The organism is Streptomyces sp. NPDC058008 (assembly GCF_042886395.1).
In the GTDB taxonomy this organism is placed as follows: Bacteria; Actinomycetota; Actinomycetes; order Streptomycetales; family Streptomycetaceae; genus Streptomyces.
On record NZ_JBHVQX010000003.1, the window covers coordinates 142138 to 161263 of the forward strand.

Annotated in this window: 19 protein-coding genes and 1 riboswitch; of the genes, 14 read left to right on the forward strand and 5 right to left on the reverse strand. The window is 71.6% G+C overall.

Translation table 11 applies throughout. The features are described 5' to 3' along the window. Positions 1–6: 6 nt before the first annotated feature. Both gcvH and gcvT read right to left on the reverse strand, forming a co-directional pair. Positions 7–384 (reverse strand): glycine cleavage system protein GcvH, encoded by a 378-nt coding sequence (gene gcvH, locus ACFVS9_RS04195; protein WP_014153963.1) that lies wholly within the window; start codon positions 382–384, stop codon positions 7–9. Positions 385–474: 90 nt separating this feature from the next. Further along, positions 475–1590: a glycine cleavage system aminomethyltransferase GcvT gene (gene gcvT / locus ACFVS9_RS04200; RefSeq protein WP_383117183.1), complete on the reverse strand. Its 1116-nt coding sequence runs from the start codon at positions 1588–1590 to the stop codon at positions 475–477. 166 nt (positions 1591–1756) lie between these two features. Beyond that, a riboswitch (glycine riboswitch) is annotated at positions 1757–1852 on the reverse strand. A 172-nt stretch (positions 1853–2024) separates the two neighbouring features. On the opposite strand from gcvT, the gene ACFVS9_RS04205 reads away from it, so the two are divergent. The 11 genes from ACFVS9_RS04205 (at position 2025) to ACFVS9_RS04255 (ending at position 14301) form a co-directional block, all read left to right on the forward strand. Continuing rightward, positions 2025–2717, forward strand: a complete 693-nt coding sequence (locus ACFVS9_RS04205) for an AAA family ATPase (RefSeq protein ID WP_389929911.1) — start codon at positions 2025–2027, stop codon at positions 2715–2717. A 359-nt stretch (positions 2718–3076) separates the two neighbouring features. Continuing rightward, the gene (locus ACFVS9_RS04210; RefSeq protein WP_389929913.1) at positions 3077–3853 is read left to right on the forward strand and encodes an enhanced serine sensitivity protein SseB; all 777 of its coding nucleotides are present in this window, start codon (positions 3077–3079) and stop codon (positions 3851–3853) included. Between the two features lie 153 nt (positions 3854–4006). Further along, positions 4007–4801 (forward strand): enhanced serine sensitivity protein SseB C-terminal domain-containing protein, encoded by a 795-nt coding sequence (locus tag ACFVS9_RS04215; protein ID WP_383117186.1) that lies wholly within the window; start codon positions 4007–4009, stop codon positions 4799–4801. A gap of 355 nt (positions 4802–5156) precedes the next feature. Further along, the gene (locus ACFVS9_RS04220) at positions 5157–6149 is read left to right on the forward strand and encodes an ABC transporter permease (protein WP_356738517.1); all 993 of its coding nucleotides are present in this window, start codon (positions 5157–5159) and stop codon (positions 6147–6149) included. Between the two features lie 44 nt (positions 6150–6193). Then, entirely contained in the window at positions 6194–7954 is a 1761-nt protein-coding gene (locus ACFVS9_RS04225) for an ABC transporter substrate-binding protein (protein WP_383117187.1), read from the forward strand. Between the two features lie 90 nt (positions 7955–8044). Continuing rightward, a complete protein-coding gene (locus ACFVS9_RS04230; RefSeq protein ID WP_383117188.1) occupies positions 8045–9034 on the forward strand; it encodes an ABC transporter permease in 990 nt (329 codons plus the stop codon). Then, positions 9031–10119, forward strand: a complete 1089-nt coding sequence (locus tag ACFVS9_RS04235) for an ABC transporter ATP-binding protein (RefSeq protein WP_383117189.1) — start codon at positions 9031–9033, stop codon at positions 10117–10119. The genes ACFVS9_RS04230 and ACFVS9_RS04235 overlap by 4 nt, the downstream gene beginning before the upstream one ends. Further along, positions 10116–11702: a dipeptide ABC transporter ATP-binding protein gene (locus tag ACFVS9_RS04240; protein ID WP_389929917.1), complete on the forward strand. Its 1587-nt coding sequence runs from the start codon at positions 10116–10118 to the stop codon at positions 11700–11702. Before ACFVS9_RS04235 ends, ACFVS9_RS04240 begins: the two co-directional genes overlap by 4 nt. 18 nt (positions 11703–11720) lie before the next feature. Next, positions 11721–12392, forward strand: coding sequence for a trimeric intracellular cation channel family protein (locus tag ACFVS9_RS04245; RefSeq protein ID WP_383117191.1), 672 nt, complete (start codon positions 11721–11723; stop codon positions 12390–12392). Positions 12393–12443: 51 nt separating this feature from the next. Then, positions 12444–13310, forward strand: coding sequence for a thioesterase family protein (locus tag ACFVS9_RS04250; RefSeq protein ID WP_383117192.1), 867 nt, complete (start codon positions 12444–12446; stop codon positions 13308–13310). A 19-nt stretch (positions 13311–13329) separates the two neighbouring features. Further along, positions 13330–14301, forward strand: coding sequence for a helix-turn-helix transcriptional regulator (locus ACFVS9_RS04255; protein ID WP_389929919.1), 972 nt, complete (start codon positions 13330–13332; stop codon positions 14299–14301). Here the strand turns inward: ACFVS9_RS04255 and ACFVS9_RS04260 are convergent. Further along, complete coding sequence (locus tag ACFVS9_RS04260; protein ID WP_389929921.1) at positions 14273–15106, reverse strand: alpha/beta fold hydrolase; 834 nt, start codon at positions 15104–15106, stop codon at positions 14273–14275. The genes ACFVS9_RS04255 and ACFVS9_RS04260 overlap by 29 nt on opposite strands. Before the next feature lie 10 nt (positions 15107–15116). Beyond that, the gene (locus ACFVS9_RS04265) at positions 15117–15740 is read right to left on the reverse strand and encodes a TetR family transcriptional regulator (protein ID WP_389929923.1); all 624 of its coding nucleotides are present in this window, start codon (positions 15738–15740) and stop codon (positions 15117–15119) included. 105 nt (positions 15741–15845) lie between these two features. On the opposite strand from ACFVS9_RS04265, the gene ACFVS9_RS04270 reads away from it, so the two are divergent. Together ACFVS9_RS04270 and ACFVS9_RS04275 are read left to right on the forward strand one after the other, a co-directional pair. Beyond that, the gene (locus ACFVS9_RS04270) at positions 15846–16001 is read left to right on the forward strand and encodes a hypothetical protein (RefSeq protein ID WP_383117196.1); all 156 of its coding nucleotides are present in this window, start codon (positions 15846–15848) and stop codon (positions 15999–16001) included. 15 nt (positions 16002–16016) lie between these two features. Then, positions 16017–16391 (forward strand): DUF4190 domain-containing protein, encoded by a 375-nt coding sequence (locus tag ACFVS9_RS04275; RefSeq protein ID WP_383117197.1) that lies wholly within the window; start codon positions 16017–16019, stop codon positions 16389–16391. Positions 16392–16478: 87 nt separating this feature from the next. Here ACFVS9_RS04275 and ACFVS9_RS04280 read toward each other — a convergent pair whose 3' ends face one another. Beyond that, positions 16479–17072, reverse strand: a complete 594-nt coding sequence (locus ACFVS9_RS04280; RefSeq protein ID WP_383117198.1) for a TetR/AcrR family transcriptional regulator — start codon at positions 17070–17072, stop codon at positions 16479–16481. A 659-nt stretch (positions 17073–17731) separates the two neighbouring features. On the opposite strand from ACFVS9_RS04280, the gene ACFVS9_RS04285 reads away from it, so the two are divergent. Further along, positions 17732–18901 (forward strand): cysteine desulfurase family protein, encoded by a 1170-nt coding sequence (locus ACFVS9_RS04285; RefSeq protein ID WP_389929926.1) that lies wholly within the window; start codon positions 17732–17734, stop codon positions 18899–18901. Positions 18902–19126 lie beyond the last annotated feature (225 nt).

Consider the following 19126-nt stretch of genomic DNA (forward strand, 5'->3'; position numbering starts at 1 on the left):
AGGGTCTCAGTTGCCGGAGAACGCGGTGTACTCGTCGGCGGAGAGAAGGTCGTTCGGCTCCTCCGCGACGCGCACCTTGAACAGCCAGCCGCCCTCGAAGGGAGCGGAGTTCACCAGCGACGGGTCGTCCACGACGTCCTGGTTGGCCGCGGTCACCTCGCCGGTCACCGGCGAGTACAGGTCGCTGACCGACTTGGTCGACTCCAGCTCACCGCAGGTCTCGCCCGCGGTCACCGTGTCACCGACCTCCGGGAGCTGGGCGTAGACGACGTCACCGAGCGCGTTGGCCGCGAACTCGGTGATGCCGACCGTGGCCACGCCGTCCTCGAGGGCCGACAGCCACTCGTGCTCCTTGCTGTACCGCAGCTGCTGGGGGTTGCTCATGACCTGAATTCTCCTGTACGCGGGGGAGTGCTGATGAACGGTGGTCTTACGGTGTGAGACACGACTGCGTCACGTGCGTGGCGCTCCGTGTCAGGCGCGGCGCTTGTAGAAGGGCAGCGCCACGACCTCGTACGGCTCGTGCGTGCCCCGGATGTCGACCCCGACACCCTCCGTGCCCGGCGCGGCGTGCGCCGCGTCCACGTAGGCCATGGCGATCGGCTTGCCCAGGGTGGGCGACGGGGCTCCGGAGGTGACCTCGCCGACGACCTTCCCGCCGGCCACCACGGGATAGCCGGCGCGCGGCACCCGGCGGCCCTCGGCGACCAGGCCGACGAGCTTGCGGGGCGGGGCGGTCTCCGCGCGGGTGGCCGCTGCGCTGAGCGCCTCGCGGCCGACGAAGTCGCCCTCCTTCTCGAACTTCACGACCCGGCCGAGGCCCGCGTCGAAGGGCGTCAGCGCCGTGGTCAGCTCGTGGCCGTACAGCGGCATGCCCGCCTCCAGGCGGAGCGTGTCGCGGCAGGAGAGCCCGCAGGGGATCAGGCCGTAGGGCGCGCCCGCCTCCGTCAGCGCCGTCCACAGCCGCTCGGCGTCGCCGGGGGCCACGAAGAGCTCGAAACCGTCCTCGCCGGTGTAACCCGTACGGGCGATGAGCGCGGGGACACCGGCGACCGTTCCGGGGAGTCCCGCGTAGTACTTCAGTCCGTCCAGGTCGGCGTCCGTGACCGACTTCAGTACGGCGGGGGAGTCCGGCCCCTGTACGGCGAGCAGCGCGTACGCGTCCCGGTCGTCCCGGACCTCGGCGTCGAAGCCGCCGGCCCGCGCGGTGAGGGTGTCCAGGACGAGCTGGGCGTTGCCGGCGTTGGCGACGACCATGTACTCGGTGCCGTCCAGGCGGTAGACGATCAGGTCGTCCAGGATCCCGCCGTCCTCCGCGACGATCATCGTGTAGCGGGCCCGGCCCACGCCGACGGTGGCGATGTTGCCGACCAGCGCGTAGCTCAGGAACGCCGCTGCCTGCGGTCCGGTGACGGTGATCTCGCCCATGTGCGACAGGTCGAAGAGCCCGGCCCGGGTGCGTACGGCGTTGTGCTCGTCGCGCTCGCTGGCGTAGCGCAGCGGCATGTCCCAGCCGGCGAAGTCGGTCATGGTCGCGCCCAGGGAGCGATGCAGGGCATCGAGGGCGGTGAGACGGGGGGCAGTGCTCATGGACATGGCTCCAGGGCATGACGACAGGGGGTGGTTCCCTCCCCATCTGTCATCGGAACCTGAGAGGTTCGCCGAGAGCCCCTGAAAGGGTCCTGACGGGTCGGCCCCGTCAGGGTCGGCTTGCACCTTGGGTGGGACCGCGCAGCGGCCCGCTTTTCAGATCTGCCTCATCCACGCGGTACGGGGCCTGAGAGATTCAAGGGAGGAACTTGCTCCTTCGGCGCCCGGCACACGGTGACCGGGACTCTCCCGCGCGGATTCAAACGGCCGGTATGCAGTTGGCGGGGTCATCATCGCACGCATCGGGCACGAGTGGGGCGTCCGGTCCCGACGGGTACCGGTCCCGGCACACGAGGCCGGAAGCTGGTGTGCCGCATTACCTTTTCTTTACACTTCTTGGGCAGGTCCGTGAGTGACTCGGCAGGGGGAATGCGATGACGTTGCAGCGCTATGCGGCCACCGCGGGGGCGGTGCCCGGCGCGATGCCCCAGCAGCCCGGCGCGCCCGCCCGGGAGCTGACCGACGGGCCCCCCGCACAGGTGGTGCGTGATCTGCGGGCCGGGGGCGGCCCGGCGCCGCGCGGCCTGGACTTCGGGGCGGGGGACGTGGTCGTGGTCTCGGGGCTGCCCGGCAGCGGGAAGTCGACCCTGATCCGGCGCACCGCACGGGAACACGCCATCGACTCCCAGGATGCCCGGGAGCGCTGGGCGGCCGTCCTGCCCGGGTTATTCCCGTACGGCCTCTACCGCCCGCTGGTGCGCGCCGCGCACTACGCCGGGCTGCGGCGGGCGCTGCGGGCGGGCAGGCCGGTCGTCGTGCACGACTGCGGCACCCAGGCCTGGGTGCGGCGGTGGCTGGGACGCGAGGCCGCGCGCCGGGGCGGCACCCTCCACCTCCTCCTGCTCGACGTCACCCCCGGGGTGGCCAGGCAGGGGCAGCGGGAGCGGGGGCGGGGCGTGTCCGGCTACGCCTTCGCCCGGCACCGCCGCGCGGTCGCCAGGCTGCTGCGCGACACGGAGAGCGGGCTGCTGCCGCCGGGGTGCGCCTCGGCGGTACTGCTCGACCGGGAGGCGGCGGCGGCGATCGGCCGGATCACCTTCCGGGACGCACGGCCCCCGCAGGGGTAGCCCGGAACGGGCGGGCGGCCGCCCGGGTGCCCCCCGGGCGTCACCGGCCGCCCGGCGGCGGGTCCCGGCCGTCAGCACGCGCCCGGCCGTCAGCACGAGCCCGGCCGTCAGCACGCGCCCGGCGGCCGGTGCCCGCCCGGCCCTCCCCGAGCGCACGAGGCCGTCCGGCCACGGACAACGACTGCACGGAGGCGTGTCACCGTTCGCATACGCACAGTTCGCGCCCCTCCGGCCGGCTGTCCGGAATCTGGACGGTGCGGTGGTCCCAGGAGGGTCCCCCGCCTGCGGCACTGCCCTCGGGCCGTGCGCCGGTCTAAGGTTTCTGCCGCACAGCATGGCGAGAAAGGGACACAGACACCGTGGACATTCCGGCTCAGGCCCAGGCTCCGTCCTACCCGTCGCAGGGATGGCCGGCCAACGAGCTCGAAGAAGTGCTCAGCGCGTCGCTCGGGGTGCCCGGGGCGGGCGGGCGGCTGGTCGAGGTGCTCGGCCGCAGCCAGGTCTGGGTCCCCCTGCCGAACGGCGGCGGACCCGGCAGCTCCGACCTCGACCTGCCGACGCTCGACATCGAGGGCGGCGCGTACGTCCCCGTGTTCAGCTCCGAGGCGCAGTTCCTCCAGTGCGTCGGCTCCCACCTCTCCTTCACGGTGGCGCCCGCACGCGAGTTCGCCCGCGGACTGCCCCCGCAGGTGGGGATAGCCGTCAACCCGGGCGGCGCGGTGGGAGTTCCCCTGCCGCCCCCCGCCGTCGCCGATCTCTGCCGGGCCGGCCGCACCCCGCTGGACGGTCCCGCCACCGGCGGCCGGGTGCGGCTGTACGAACCGGACTGGAAGGAGGACCCCGTCGACTTCCTCGCCGCCGTGTCCGCCGAGTTCCAGGCGACCGGAGTGGTGAGCACCGCGCGCCGGGCGCTGGCCAGCGTCGAGGGGGACAGTCCCGCGCTCTTCGTCGGCGTCGAGTTCACCGTCCGGGAGGCCGCCGAGCAGAGCGCCCCGCTCGACGCCCTGGGCCGCGCGCTCGGCCGGGTCCAGGTGCCGTGGCCGGTGAACGTCGTCCTGCTCGACGTGGCACAGGACCCGGTGGGCGACTGGATGCTGGAGAAGGTGCGCCCGTTCTACCGGCGCGACGGGCACTGACGGCGGGAACTCCTCACGCCACGCGGCGTCAAGCCGGTGTCAGGAGCGGCGCATAAGCTGGTTGGATGACGAGACCGCCCCGTGTGCCCGGGAGCGGCACCACAGCACCGTGAAGCCTGCGGGACAGCGGAACGAAGAGGGGCGGGACCCAGAGTGAGTGCGTCAGGCACCGCGGCGGCCGGGCAGGTCGAGCACATGCTTCGCCAAGTGACCCCCGGGCGGCTCGACGCGTACGAGTCGCTGCTGCGGTCCCTGGCGGACGGCCAGGTCTGGATGCTGCTCTGGCACGGCACGGCGGGCTCCCCCGACGCCCAGTACGGCAACATGGAGGTCGACGGCCTGGGTTACGCCCCGTGCGTGACCTCCGCCCAGGAGCTCGCGGCCAGCGGCTGGACCAGGGCCCACGAGGTCACCACCGGCCGCGACATCGCCCGCGCCCTCTTCCCCGACCGCTGGGGCATCTGGCTCAACCCGCATGCCCCCGGCGGCGGTGTCGGCATCCCGTGGCTGGACCTGCGCCGCATCGCCACGGGCCTGGACCGGATGCCCGCCGGGCCGCTGCGGCTCACCGAACCCGCCGTCGAGATCCCGCAGTTCTACGCCCTGCTGTCGCAGAACGCCCACCGCACCCCCGCCGTGCGCGCGCTCCGCCGCGCCTGGGTGCAGCCCGCGCTCGGCGTTCCGTACCTCGCGATCGGGCTCGACCTCTACGACACCGGGCGGCCGTCCGTCGACGCGGTGCGCGCGATGATGCGGCAGTCGATCGGTGCCGTACCCGACGGGCTGCCCGTCTCCACGGTCTCGCTCTCCGACGAGTACGACCCGGTCGCGATGTGGCTGAAGGCCAACTCGCGTCCCTTCTACGACCGCGAGGCGCACGCCGCGCCCCCCGCCGCACCTGCCTACGGCTACCCGCCGGCCGCCGGCCCGGCGCCGCACGCCTACTGAGTAGGCCTGCGGGCCCGGCCCGCCGAGGTGCAATCAGTAGGCATTTCAGCGCTGTTGGGTGTCATGTCCGTAATAACGGATGAGTGACCGAGAGGTCCGCTCAGGATGCACGGCTGTCCGCATAACGGAAGCCCCGTGACAGCATCACATTTGAGCAAACATTCCCCGTCAGGTCTGGCGGGTGATCGCGAAGTGACTGAAGACTCCACACCAGCAGGTGGTCCATGCCCGGCGCACCCCTCTTTCAAACAGGGGCCGTTCGGCCGCACATCACCACTTGTGTCACGTTTCGTAAGAGCCGCTACAGCGGCGGTCACAGGCCGGCCACCGTCGGCCGAGAGGGGTCTCCAGCGCAATGACGGCACCGATCGAGACCACCGGGGCGGACGCGCGGCCCGAAACGGTGCTGGAAGGCGCCGGGCGCAAGGAGATCGAGGGCCGTTCGCTCGGCCGCATCGCCTGGACGCGCTTCAAGCGGGACAAGGCCGCGATGGCCGGTGGCATCGTTGTCGTGCTGCTGATCCTCACCGCGGTGCTGTCCAAGCCGCTCCAGTCACTCCTCGGGCTCGACCCGAACGCGTTCAACCAGAGCCTGGTCGATCCCGTCATGCTGGCGCCCAAGGGCGCCCTCGGCGGCATCAGCTGGGACCACCCCCTGGGGGTGGAACCGCAGACCGGACGCGACATCCTGGCCCGCATCCTCGAAGGATCCTGGGTCTCGCTCGTGGTCGCCGTCGGCTCCACGCTGCTCTCCGTGGTCATCGGCGTCGTGATGGGCGTCGTGGCCGGGTTCTACGGCGGCTGGGTCGACAGCTTCATCAGCCGCCTGATGGACACCTTCCTCGCCTTCCCGCTGCTCCTCTTCGCGATCTCCATCTCCGCCTCCCTGCAGGGCAACGCCTTCGGGATGGAAGGGCTCACGCTGCGGATCGCGGTCCTGATCTTCGTGATCGGCTTCTTCAGCTGGCCCTACATCGGCCGCATCGTCCGTGCGCAGACCCTGTCGCTGCGCGAGCGCGAGTTCGTCGAGGCCGCCAGGTCGCTGGGCGCCCGCGGCCCGTTCATCCTCTTCCGCGAGCTGCTGCCGAACCTGATCGCGCCGATCCTCGTGTACGCGACGCTGCTGATCCCCACGAACATCCTCTTCGAGGCCTCCCTGTCGTTCCTCGGCGTCGGCATCGCACCGCCGCAGGCGTCCTGGGGCGGCATGCTCACGCAGGCGGTCGACCTCTACGAGGTGGACCCGATGTTCATGGTCATCCCCGGTATGGCGATCTTCATCACCGTGCTGGCCTTCAATCTGCTGGGGGACGGGCTGCGTGACGCACTCGACCCTCGTGGCAAGTAATCGCGGCAGTGCCGCACCGGACTAGCGAGGGGGCTTTCCTCAGCATGCAGAACAGAAAGACAGCAGCGGCCATAGCCGTGGCCGTGGCGGTGTCGCTCGGCGCATCGGCGTGCAGCAGCAGTGACTCGGGCGGTGACAGCAACGGCGGCGGGGGCAACGTCAAGGCTGACGCCGGTCTGACCAGCATCGTCAACCAGACCGACAAGAAGGGGGGGACGGTCACGCTGGAGCACGCGAGCGGTCCCGACTCCCTGGACCCCGGTAACACGTACTACGGCTGGGTGCAGAACTTCTCCCGCCTGTACGGCCGTTCGCTGGTGACCTTCAAGCCGGCCGCCGGCAAGGAGAGCCTGGAGGTCGTCCCCGACCTCGCCACGGGCCTCGGCAAGGCCAGCGCGGACGCCAAGACCTGGACGTACACGCTCCGCAAGGGCGTGAAGTACGAGGACGGCACCGAGGTCACCTCGAAGGACGTCAAGTACGCCGTCGAGCGCTCCAACTTCGCGCCGGAGGCCCTGTCCAACGGCCCGACGTACTTCAAGGCGTACCTCGAGGGCGGCGACACCTACAAGGGCCCGTACAAGGACAAGTCGCCCGAGGGCCTCAAGTCCATCGAGACGCCGGACGACTACACGATCGTCTTCAAGCTCAACAAGCCGTTCGCGGACATGGACTACCTCGCCGCCTTCTCGCAGACCGCGCCGGTCCAGCAGAAGGCCGACACGGGCGCCAGCTACGTCCAGAAGATGGTCTCCTCGGGTCCGTACAAGTTCTCGGCGTACGACGAGAGCAAGGGCGCGACGCTGGTCCGCAACCCGGAGTGGGACCCGAAGACGGACCCGATCCGCAAGGCGCTGGCCGACAAGGTCGAGCTCAAGTTCAACGTCAACGCCACCACGATCGACGACCACCTGCTCAGTGACGCGATCACGGTGGGTGCCGAGGGCACGGGTCTGCAGTCCAAGACCCAGCCCAAGGTCCTGGTCAAGGCCTCGGAGAAGGCCAAGACGGACAACCCGTACGCCGGCGCCCTCCAGTACCTGGCGCTGAACGTCAACGTGAAGCCGTTCGACAACGCCGAGTGCCGCAAGGCCGTCCAGTACGCCGTGGACAAGCAGAGCATGGTCGACTCCATCGGCGGTTCGGTCAAGGGCGACCCGGCCACCACGGTCATCCCCCCGACCGTCGCCGGGTACAAGAAGTTCGACCTGTACCCGTCCGAGGGCAACAAGGGTGACGTCGCCAAGGCGAAGGAGCACCTGACCAAGTGCGGTCAGCCCAACGGCTTCAAGACCACGCTGACGGCCCGCTCGGACCGTCCTGACGAGATCACCGCCGCCACGCAGCTCCAGGGCAGCCTGAAGGCGATCGGCATCACCGCCGAGATCAAGCAGTTCCCCGCGGACAAGTACTTCACGGACTTCGCCGGTGTCCCGGACTGGGTCCACAAGAACAACGCGGGCATGATGATGATGGCCTGGGGCGCCGACTGGCCGACCGGCTTCGGCTTCCTCGACCAGATCGTGAACGGATCGGCCATCAAGCCCTCCGGCGGCACGAACCTGATGGAGCTCAACGACAAGGCCATCAACGAACTCCTGGTCAAGGGCATCGGCACCGTCGACACCACGGCGCGCAACGCGACGTGGGGCGAGGTCGACCAGAAGGTCATGGAGAACGCCTCGGTCGTTCCGCTCTTCTACCGCAAGAACCTGCTCTACCGCCCGGACTCCGCGGCGAACGTCACGGTCACGGACGCGTACCTCGGCATGTACGACTACGTGCTGATGACGTCCGCCAAGTAACACCTGTTCATCGACAGCATCCCTTGAAAGGCAGGTGAAGGCGCCGGGCCGGCGGGCGTACCCCGTCCGCCCGCCCGGCGCCGCACGGCTGTGGCTGCGTACATCATCCGACGCGTATTCGCCGCGGTGTTGCTGCTGCTGGTGGTCAGCGCAGTCACGTTCGCGATCTTCTTCCTGGTGCCCCGCCTCGGCGGGCAGACCCTCGACTCGATGGCCGCCCAGTACGTCGGGAAGAGCCCCGACCCCGACGTCATCGCCGCGGTCAAGAAGAACCTGGGGCTCGACCAGCCCCTGTACCTCCAGTACTGGAACTTCGTCAAGGGCATCGTCGTAGGCGCCGACTACCAGTTCGGCCCCGACCCGGTCACCTGCAACGCCCCGTGCTTCGGCTACTCCTTCAAGACCCACACCGAGATCTGGCCCCAGCTCGTCGACCGCGTCCCGGTCACGCTGTCGCTGGCCGTCGGTGCCGCGGTCCTGTGGGTCGTCTCCGGTGTCGCGATCGGTGTCCTCTCCGCACTGAAGCGGGGCTCGGTCTTCGACCGCCTCTCCATGGGCGTCGCCCTCGCCGGCGTCTCGCTGCCGATGTTCTTCACCGGCCTCGTCGTCCTGGCCCTGTTCGGCAACGGGGAGTACGTCCCGTTCGCGGAGAACCCCGTCCAGTGGGCGGGCAGCCTGGTCCTGCCCTGGTGCACACTCGCCCTGCTGTACTCCGCGCTCTACGCCCGGCTCACCCGGGCCGGGATGCTGGAGACGATGGGCGAGGACTACATCAGAACCGCCCGGGCCAAGGGCCTGGAGGAACGCAAGGTGGTCGTCAAGCACGGGCTGCGCTCCGCGCTCACCCCGCTCGTCACCATCTTCGGCATGGACTTCGCCCTGCTGCTCGGCGGCGCGGTCATCACCGAGCGCGTCTTCTCCTTCCAGGGGCTGGGTGCCTTCGCCATCCAGGGCGTCACCACCGCCGACCTGCCCAAGGTGATGGGCGTGACCCTGGTGGCCGCCTTCTTCATCGTCATCTGCAACCTGCTGGTGGACCTCGTGTACGCCGCGATCGACCCCCGGGTGAGGCTCTCATGAGCGACGCAATCAAGAAGGACTCCCCGGCGGCGGACACCGTCCCGGCCCCTCGGTCCGGTGACGGCAAGGACTTCCTCTCCGTACGCGACCTCAGCGTGCACTTCGACACCGACGACGGTCTGGTCAAGTCCGTCGACGGCGTCAGCTTCGACCTGAAGGCCGGCCAGACCCTCGGCATCGTGGGCGAGTCGGGCTCCGGCAAGTCCGTGACCTCGCTGGGCATCATGGGCCTCCACACCTCGGAGCGGGCCCGGATCTCCGGTGAGATCTGGCTCGACGGCGAGGAGCTCATCGGCGCGGGCCCCGAGCGCGTGCGCCGGCTGCGCGGCCAGAAGATGGCCATGATCTTCCAGGACCCGCTGTCCGCCCTGCACCCGTACTACAGCATCGGCGCGCAGATCGTGGAGGCCCACCGGGTCCACAACAAGGTCGACAAGAAGACCGCGAAGAAGCGCGCGATCGAGATGCTCGACCGGGTGGGGATCCCCGAGCCGCACCGCCGCTACGAGGACTACCCGCACCAGTTCTCCGGCGGCATGCGCCAGCGCGCGATGATCGCCATGGCCCTGGTCAACAACCCGCAGCTGCTCATCGCCGACGAGCCGACGACCGCCCTCGACGTCACCGTCCAGGCGCAGATCCTCGACCTCATCCGCGACCTGCAGAAGGAGTTCGGCTCCGCGGTCGTCATGATCACCCACGACCTGGGCGTCGTCGCCGAGATCGCGGACAACCTGCTCGTGATGTACGCGGGACGCTGCATCGAGCGCGGGGCCTCGGAGAAGGTGTTCTACGAGCCCCAGCACCCCTACACCTGGGGCCTGCTCGGCTCGATGCCGCGCATCGACCGGGAGCAGACCGACCGGCTCATCCCGGTCAAGGGCTCGCCGCCCAGCCTCATCAACGTCCCGTCGGGATGCGCCTTCCACCCGCGCTGCCCGTACGCGGACGTCCCGCCGGACAACATCACCCGCACCGAGCGTCCCGAGCTGCAACAGGTCAGCGACGGGCACTACTCCGCGTGCCACATGTCGCGTGAGCAGCGCGACCGGATCTGGACCGAAGAGATTGCGCCGAAGCTGTGACTGATCTGAACGAGAAGACTCCCGCGTCCGCCGCGGCCGGGTCGGACGGGTCCGGGTCCGAGCCGCTCCTCAAGGTCGAGGGCCTGGTCAAGCACTTCCCGATCACCAAGGGCGTGCTGAAGCGCAAGGTCGGCGCGGTCCAGGCCGTGGACGGCCTCACCTTCGACGTGCGCCCGGGGGAGACCCTCGGCGTCGTCGGTGAGTCCGGCTGCGGCAAGTCGACCATGGGCCGGCTGGTGACCCGCCTCCTGGAACCGACGGGCGGCAAGGTCGAGTTCCAGGGCCGCGACATCACCCACATGTCGGCGGGGCGGCTGCGGCCGATGCGCCGTGACATCCAGATGATCTTCCAGGACCCCTACGGCTCGCTGAACCCGCGCCACACGGTCGGCGGGATCGTCGGAACCCCCTTCCGGCTCCAGGGCGTCAAGCCCGAGGGCGGCGTGAAGGCCGAGGTCCAGCGCCTCCTGGAGCTGGTGGGGCTCAACCCCGAGCACTACAACCGCTATCCGCACGAGTTCTCCGGCGGCCAGCGCCAGCGCATCGGCATCGCGCGGGCCCTCGCGCTGAAGCCGAAGCTGGTCGTCGCCGACGAGCCGGTCTCGGCGCTGGACGTGTCGATCCAGGCGCAGGTGGTGAACCTGCTGGACGACCTCCAGGACGAGCTCGGGCTCACGTACATGATCATCGCGCACGACCTGTCGGTCATCCGCCACGTCTCGGACCGGATCGCGGTCATGTACCTCGGCAAGATCGTCGAGCTCGCGGACCGTACGTCGCTGTACGAGGCGCCCATGCACCCGTACACCAAGGCGCTCATGTCCGCCGTGCCGGTGCCGGACCCGCGCAGGCGCGGTGCCAGGAGCGACCGCATCCTGCTCAAGGGCGACGTGCCGTCTCCGATCTCCCCGCCGTCGGGCTGCCGCTTCCACACCCGGTGCTGGAAGGCCACGCGGATCTGCGGGACGACCGAGCCGCCGCTGCTCCAGCTGAAGACCGGGCACCAGGTGGCCTGCCATCACCCGGAGAACGGCGAGGACCAGGCTCCGGGTGACGCGCCGCTCGTCGCGGACGTCATCACGGTGGCACCGAAGGCCGCGGCGGAGCCGGACGCCGGTGAAGCCGGGGCGGAGGGCGCCGAGCCCGCCGCTCCGGAAGAGCCCGCCGCTCCGGAGAAGAGCACCGCTTCGGAGGAGACCGCCGCTTCGGAAGAGCCCGCCGCTCCGGAGAAGAGCACCGCTTCGGAGGAGACCGCCGCTTCGGAAGAGCCCGCCGCTCCGGAGAAGAGCACCGCTTCAGAGGAGACCGCCGCTTCGGAGGAGACCGCCGCTTCGGAGGAGACCACCGCCCCGGAGAAGAGCACCGCTCCGGAGGAGACCACCGCCCCGGACGGGGCTCCGGCTCCGGAGGGGACGGCGACGGCCGCTCCGGACGGGACCGAGGCGGCCGGACCTGCCGCTTCCGAGGAGCCCGCCGCGTCGGACGGGTCCGCCGCTCCGGACGAGCCGGCGGAGGCCCCCGCCCCCGAGGGCAGGGCCGCCGCCGCACCGGCCACCGACGCGGAGGACAAGCCGAAGGAGTAGGACCGGCACAATTGCCCGGTGCTCTACGAACTCTTCACCCCCTCCGTCCAGCATGCGCTCGACCTCGTCGGGATCTTCGTCTTCGCGATCTCGGGCGCCCTGCTCGCCGTACGCAAGAACTTCGATGTCTTCGGCATCGCGGTCCTCGCCGAGGTGACAGCGCTGGGCGGAGGGATCTTCCGTGACGTGATGATCGGCGCCATCCCTCCGGCCGCCTTCACGGATCTCGGATACTTCCTGACCCCGCTGATCGCCGCCGGCCTGGTGTTCTTCCTCCATCCGCACGTGGAGCGCATCCAGGTCGGCGTCAACGTGTTCGACGCCGCGGGGCTGGGACTCTTCTGCGTATCCGGCACGATCAAGGCGTACGAGTACGGCCTCGGCCTCACCTCGTCGGCCGCCCTCGGGCTGGCCACCGCCGTCGGCGGCGGTGTGCTGCGCGACGTCCTGGCCAACGAGGTGCCCTCGCTGCTGCGCTGGGACCGCGACCTGTACGCCGTGCCCGCGATCGTCGGAGCCGTCATGGTGGTGCTCTGCATCCGGTTCGACGCGCTCGACGCCTACACGAGCGGTGGCGCCGCGATCACCGCGTTCGTCCTGCGGCTGCTGGCCATGCGCTTCCACTGGAGGGCCCCGCGCGCCTACAACCGGCGTTCGTCCAGGGCCGAGGAGAACGCGGCCGTCATCTGACCGCAACACAAAGCTACCGCTCAGTAATACGATCGGTGTACCGTGCGTGCCATGGCACAGGCAGCAGCGCAGGCGTCGCGCACAGCACAGGCGACCATCGGTGACAGCGAGTTCGACCGTGACACCGCGGTCACGCTCCGGGAGGAGGGCGTCTACGACGCGGAGCTCTCCGCGGGCTGGACGATCATCCACGCGGTCAACGGCGGCTATCTGCTGGCGATGCTCGGCCGCGCGCTCGGCGAGGCGCTCCCGCACTCCGATCCCTTCTCGGTCTCCGCGCACTACCTCACGGCCTCCGTCCCCGGGCCGGCCGTGATCCGCACCCAGGTCGTCCGGACCGGCCGCACGCTGTCCACCGGCGAGGCCTCGCTCTTCCAGTTCGCGGAGGACGGCACGGAGGTCGAACGCATCCGCGTACTGGCCACCTACGGCGACCTGGACGGCCTGACCGACGAGGTCCGCACGTCGGCCGAGCCCCCGGCCATCGCACCCCTGGACCAGTGCTTCGGGACGGGCGACGGGACGGCGCCGATCCCCGGCAGTTCCGCCATCACCGAACGCCTGGACATCAGGCTCGACCCCGCCACGGTCGGCTGGGCCGTCGGCGCGCCGTCGGGCAGGGGCGAGATGCGCGGCTGGTTCGGGCTGGCGGACGGCCGTGACGCGGATCCGCTCTCGCTGCTCCTCACCGTGGACGCCCTGCCCCCGACCTCCTTCGAGCTGGGGCTGAAGGGCTGGACGCCCACCATCGAGCTGACCACCCACATCCGCTGCCGCCCGGCCCCCGGTCCGCTGCGCGTCTCCATCACCACCCGCAACCTCGCGGGCGGCTTCCTGGAGGAGGACGCGGACGTCTGGGACAGCGCCGGCCGCCTCGTCGCCCAGTCCCGTCAGCTGGCCCGCGCGCCGCGCGGCTGAATCCCGCCATGATGGTGCGGTGAAGTCCGACCGGCTGCTCTCCGTCCTCCTGCTGCTCCAGACCCGGGGCACGGTCCCCGCTCCCGAGCTGGCCGAGCGGCTGGAGGTCTCCGTGCGCACCATCTACCGGGACGTCGAGGCGCTCTCCGCCTCCGGCGTGCCGGTGTACGCGGAGCGGGGGCGCAACGGCGGGATCGCCCTGCTGCCGGGCTTCCGCACCGATGTCACCGGGCTCACCGCCGACGAGGCCCGCGCCCTGTTCGTCCTCGCCGCACAGGGGGCCCACGCCGCGCTCGGGCTGGACGCCGCGCTCGGCTCCGCCCTGCGCAAGGTGATGGCCGCGCTCCCGGCGCCGCACCGGCCCGCCGCCGAGCGGACCAGCCGCCGCATCCTGGTGGACCCGGTCCGCTGGATGAGCGGTCCGCCGGCCGCCGTCGACGTGGGCGACCTGCACGACGCGGTCTTCGCCGACCGCAGACTGCTGCTCCACTACCGGCACAGCGGCACGGACACCCCGCGCCTCTACACCGTCGACCCGTACGGCCTCGTGGTGAAGGCGGGCGTCTGGTACCTGACCGCGGACCTGGACGGGGCGCCCCGGCTGTTCCGCGCGGACCGGGTCGAGAAGGCGGTCCTCACCGCGGAACCCGTGGTGCGCAGGGCCGGTGTGGAGCCCGTCGACGTCTGGGAGGAACTGCGCCGGCAGGTCGAGGAGCGGCCCGGGAGCGTACGGCTGCGGGTGCGCGTGCACCGGTCCCGCCTGGACCTCTTCGTACGTCTCCACACGGCGGTGCTGGCCGGTCCGCCGGAGCCCGAACGGGAGTCGGCGGGGGAGTGGCTGCTGGCCGAGCTCGCCGTGCCCGAGCTCGCCTGGGCGCGCTCCCTGCTCGCCTTCGGCCCGAACCTCGAAGTGCTCTCGCCCCCCGGGGCGCGCCGCGTGCTCGCCGAGGCGGCGGCCGCGGTCACGGAGCTGTACGCAGGAAACGGGTGAGCGCCGCGGTGAGTTCGGCGGGCGCGTCCTCCTGGACGAGGTGCCCGGCCCCGTCGATCAGCCGCAGCTCGGCGCCCGGCACCAGGCCGGCCAGCTCATGGCCGCGGGCGACCGGGATCCAGGTGTCGTCGGTGCCCCAGCAGATCAGCACGGGCAGCTCCAGTTCCCCGTAGCGGTGCTGGATCTCGTCGGTGAACCGCTGGTCGTTCTGGGTGATCTGCCGGTAGAACGCCGGCCGCCCGGCCTCGGTGCACCAGGGGGCGACGAGCCTGTCCAGCACCTCCGGGCGCAGCCCCTGACGGCTCGCGGAGCTCACGTACTCGGTCACCAGCGCGCGGTGCAGGTCCGGGGGCAGCGCGCCGAAGGTCTCGGCCGCTCCGCCGAGCAGCCGGTAGGCGGGCGAGCCCCAGGGTGCCAGTGCCACCGGGTCGACGAGCGCCAGGCGCCGGTAGCGCGCGCCGTGCAGGAGGTGGGCGCGCAGGGTCACACAGCCTCCGAAGTCATGTGCGACCACGGCGGGTTCGGCGAGCTCCCAGTGGTCGAGCAGCTCGGTGAGCACCCGGGCCTGGGCGCGCAGGGACACGTCCTGGCCGGCGTACTGCGCGGAGGCGCCGTAGCCCGGCAGGTCCCACGCGTACACACGGTGGTCCTGGGCCAGGGCCCGGGCGATGCCCCGCCAGACGTACGAGGAGAAGGGCGTGCCGTGCACCAGGACGACGGGCGGGGCCTGTTCGGGGCCCAGCACGGTCCAGCGCACCTCGCCCGAGGAGCCGGTGAAGGTCCGGTCGAGTGTCCAGTCGCTCATGGCCCCGACCTTACGGGCCCTCCAGCCAGTGGGAGCGGCCCAGTGTGACCAGGCGCAGCCGGCGCCGGGCCACCCGGACGGCCTCCTGTTCGCCCTCCGGGCCCGCGTCCAGCAGCGCCGACGCGGTGAGCACCATGTGGTCGACGTACAGGCCGCCCAGCATCAGGAGGTCGTCCCGCTCCCAGCCCGCCGACCCGGGTTCGGCGCCGAGGACATGGGCGACCTCCTCGGCGAAGCCGCGCAGCTGGGCGGCGATGGCCTCACGGACCGGGCGCACACCGCCGTGCTGTTCGCGGGAGATGAAGCGGAAGTGGGCAGGCTGAGCCGTCACATGACGGGCTATCAGTCCCACGCTGCGGTCGAGCCGCTCCTCGCTGTCCCCGGTGTCGGCGAGGATCGTGCCGATCATGCCGTGCAGGCTCCCGAGGGTCTCCTCGACGAGGGCGACGCCCAGGTCCGCCGTGCCGTCGAAGTGGCGGTAGAAGGCCGTCGGGGTCATCCCCACGGCCCGCGTCACCTCGCGCAGGCCCAGGCTGCTCAGGCTCTGGTGCTCCAGCAGCTCCAGGGCCGCGTCGAGCAGGGCCTGACGTGTCTTCAGCTTCTGGGCCTGCCGGACGCCGGTGGTGTGACTCATGCCATTCAGTAAACAACTGTTCTCCGAGTCCTGGAAGGGGGAGAGGGTTTAGACTCGTGGGTCAGTGAACAGTCGTACTCTCAATAGCTCGCGGAAAGGCCCGACATGGTCGTCCTCGTCGCCGCCCTGCTTCTGCTGGGGGTCGCTCTCGGAGCGGTCGCGCACCTGCCGCTGCCCGTGACCCTGGCCGCCGCGGCCGTCATCGGTCTCTGGCTGGCGGTCTTCGGCGTCCGTGAACGCCTCGCCCGCCGCACCCGCTGAGGAAGGAGCCGCACCATGACGCTCACCACCGCACGCCTCGCTCGGCGCGACGCCCGAGGAGCCGGAGCGCGGGACGCCGAAAGCCGGGATGCCGGGGCCCGGGACCTCGCCGGTCCCGACGGGCGCGGCCTTCCGGAGAGCGCCCGCCGGGCCACGAGGGAGGCCGACGGGCTCGCCGTCGCCTCGTTCGTGCTCGGGCTGCTCGGCCTCCTGGTGATGAACATCCTGCTGGGCCCGGCCGCCATCGTGATGGCGCTCATCGCTCTCGCCCGGTCCACCGCCCGCCGCGGCCGGGCGCTGCTCGGACTGGGCCTCGGCGTCGCCGACCTGGTCGTCCTCGCCGTCCTCGTGACGAGCAACGGCACCGTCTCGTGGAGCCTCGCCGGCTGACGGCTGACGGCTGACGGCTGACGGCTGACGGCTGACGGGCTGACTGCTGACGGCCGGCGGTCGCGCCGACCCGGCGCCCCCGCGCGGCTAGGCGCGCACCGACCGCCAGATCCGCTCGGGCAGGAGGCGCGCGGCCTCGTCGAGGTCCATGTCGTCGATGCCGGAGAGCGAACGGCGGGCCAGTGCGACGACGGGCCCCAGGACGAGGGACTCGATCAGCGGCGTGGGGAGCGGGGCGAGTTCCCCGGAATCTACGTGGAGCCGGATCCAGGTTCCCACCTCCGAGACCCTGGCCTCCTGGGCGTCACGGAACTCCCTGCCCCGGGCCATGCCCTTGCGGTCGGCCAGGGGGGAGTGCAGGAGCAGGGCGGGGCCGCGGTGCTCCCGGACGAAGGCCAGGTAGGCGCCCACGGCGTCGGTGATGCCCGCCCGCGCGCTGCCCGCGTTCCGCAGGGCCTCGGTCAGTCCGCCCAGCAGCCGGTCCAGCCAGCGGTGACTGAGCGCGCCGATCAGCCCGTCGAGGCTGCCGAAGTGGTGGTAGAGGCTCCCCAGACTGACGCCGCTGGCCCCGATGACGGCGTTGACCGTGAGGCCCTGCTCGCCCGACTCGACGAACACGCGCAGCGCGGCGTCCAGCAGAAGATCGGACGTCACTTCGCCGCGACGCTGCTTGGGGCTCATCGAGGGGCCGTCCCTGTCGTTCGTGACGCGGGCTCTTCCGCGTGAATTTCTAGAGTGACTTTCTAGAATATGCCTCCGTCCCCGGAGCCCGGTGGCCAGACTTCCCCTCGTACGGAACGGCACGGGCCACGGCACCGCTGCTCGTCGGCGACCGCGAGCCCGGCTCCCTGGCGCGCGACCGCGTACTCCCCGGTCCACCCCGAGCGAGGCCCTGGAGGTGCACGGAGGGCCGCTGCCCGTGGACGCCCTCTCGCTGCTCCGCGATGTCGCAGGAGGGCTGGTCCCGGTGCGCCAACGCGGCACGGCGCACCGCGACCTGAGACCGTCCGGCCACATGCTCACGGTCAGGGGCGCCACGGTCATTGACTTCGGCACGGCCAGGGCCGCCGAGCGGAGTCGGCTGACCGGAAGGGCACGGACGTCGGAGCTCCCGCCCCCCGTGGCCCCGAACGGGCCGCCACCAGGCGCGATCCGTGCGGCACCACCGATGTGTCCGCACCGGTGCCGGTGATCGCGTACGCGGTCACCGGTGCCCCGCCCCGAGCTTGTCCGGGATCCGGGCCCGGTTCCTTCACGGAGCCGCCACGGGCCGGGGCCGGGGCCGCAAGGCGGCGCCCTCGGCACCGGCCGCGCCACGGGCTCGTAGAATCGTCTCCACCATGGCCTACCTCGACCACGCCGCGACCACGCCGATGCTTCCGGAGGCGATCGCGGCGATGACCGCGCAGCTCGCCGTCACCGGCAACGCGTCCTCACTGCACGCTGCCGGGCGCCGGGCCCGCCGTACCGTCGAGGAGTCCAGAGAGACCCTCGCCGACGCGCTCGGCGCACGCCCCAGCGAGGTGGTCCTCACCTCCGGCGGCACCGAGGCCGACAACCTCGCCGTGAAGGGGCTGTACTGGTCCCGGCGCGACGCCGGCCCCCGGCGCACCCGGGTCCTGGCCAGCCCCGTCGAGCACCACGCCGTGCTCGACGCCGTCGACTGGCTCGCGGAGCACGAGGGCGCCGCCGTCGAGTACCTCCCGGTCGACGCGTACGGGCGGGTGCACCCGGAGGCGCTGCGCGAGGCGATCGCGCGCGACCCCGGCGATGTCGCCCTGGTCACCGTGATGTGGGCCAACAACGAGATCGGCACCATCATGCCGATACGCGAACTCGCCGAGGTGGCGAGCGAGTTCGGCATCCCCATGCATGCCGACGCGGTGCAGGCGTTCGGTCAGCTGGAGGTCGACTTCGCCCGCTCCGGGCTGGCCGCGATGACGGTGAGCGCGCACAAGATCGGCGGCCCGTTCGGCATCGGAGCGCTGCTGCTCGGCCGCGACCACACCCCCGTGCCCGTCCTGCACGGCGGCGGACAGGAACGGCACGTGCGCTCCGGCACGCTGGACGTACCCGCCGTCGCCGCGTTCGCCGTGGCCGGACGGCACGCCGCCGGCCGGCGCGAGGACTTCGCCCGTGAGATCGGCGCCCTCCGTGACGAGCTGGCCGCCGCCGTGCTGAAGGCCGTCCCCGACGCCATCCTCGGCGGCGACCCGGCCCCCGGCGGCAGGCTGCCCGCCAACGCCCACTTCACCTTCCCCGGCTGCGAGGGCGACTCCCTGCTGCTGCTGCTCGACGCCCAGGGCATCGAATGCTCCACGGGATCCGCGTGCACCGCCGGAATCGCCCAGCCCAGCCATGTGCTCCTGGCCACCGGCACCGACCCCGCGCTGGCCCGCGGCACACTGCGATTCTCGCTCGGCCACACCTCGACCGGGCAGGACGTGGAGCAGCTCGCGCGGGCCATCGGCCCCGCGGTCGACCGGGCCCGGACGGCCGGGCTCAGCTAGGCGCGAGCGGCGCGGGCGACTCAGCTAGGCCCCGAGCGGCACGGGCAGCTGGGCAGGGGCCCGTCCGGACCGGCCAGGACCCGGCTGCCCCGGATCCGGTCCCGGCTCGCGCGGGCGCGCACCCGGCGCACCCCGGCCCCGGCTCGTGCAGGCCGAGTCTCAGCTCGCGCAGCTTGGTTCCGGCCCACCGAGGCCTGGTCCCGGCTCGTGCGGGCCGGGTCTCAG

Excerpts from the sequence above, each read along its gene's own strand:
- gcvH (WP_014153963.1), bottom strand. The coding sequence starts at position 384 with ATGAGCAACCCCCAGCAGCTGCGGTACAGCAAGGAGCACGAGTGGCTG.
- gcvT (WP_383117183.1), bottom strand. The coding sequence starts at position 1,590 with ATGAGCACTGCCCCCCGTCTCACCGCCCTCGATGCCCTGCATCGCTCC.
- ACFVS9_RS04205 (WP_389929911.1), top strand. The coding sequence starts at position 2,025 with ATGACGTTGCAGCGCTATGCGGCCACCGCGGGGGCGGTGCCCGGCGCG.
- ACFVS9_RS04220 (WP_356738517.1), top strand. The coding sequence starts at position 5,157 with ATGACGGCACCGATCGAGACCACCGGGGCGGACGCGCGGCCCGAAACG.
- ACFVS9_RS04225 (WP_383117187.1), top strand. The coding sequence starts at position 6,194 with ATGCAGAACAGAAAGACAGCAGCGGCCATAGCCGTGGCCGTGGCGGTG.
- ACFVS9_RS04235 (WP_383117189.1), top strand. The coding sequence starts at position 9,031 with ATGAGCGACGCAATCAAGAAGGACTCCCCGGCGGCGGACACCGTCCCG.
- ACFVS9_RS04250 (WP_383117192.1), top strand. The coding sequence starts at position 12,444 with ATGGCACAGGCAGCAGCGCAGGCGTCGCGCACAGCACAGGCGACCATC.
- ACFVS9_RS04260 (WP_389929921.1), bottom strand. The coding sequence starts at position 15,106 with ATGAGCGACTGGACACTCGACCGGACCTTCACCGGCTCCTCGGGCGAG.
- ACFVS9_RS04265 (WP_389929923.1), bottom strand. The coding sequence starts at position 15,740 with ATGAGTCACACCACCGGCGTCCGGCAGGCCCAGAAGCTGAAGACACGT.
- ACFVS9_RS04270 (WP_383117196.1), top strand. The coding sequence starts at position 15,846 with ATGGTCGTCCTCGTCGCCGCCCTGCTTCTGCTGGGGGTCGCTCTCGGA.
- ACFVS9_RS04275 (WP_383117197.1), top strand. The coding sequence starts at position 16,017 with ATGACGCTCACCACCGCACGCCTCGCTCGGCGCGACGCCCGAGGAGCC.
- ACFVS9_RS04280 (WP_383117198.1), bottom strand. The coding sequence starts at position 17,072 with ATGAGCCCCAAGCAGCGTCGCGGCGAAGTGACGTCCGATCTTCTGCTG.
- ACFVS9_RS04285 (WP_389929926.1), top strand. The coding sequence starts at position 17,732 with ATGGCCTACCTCGACCACGCCGCGACCACGCCGATGCTTCCGGAGGCG.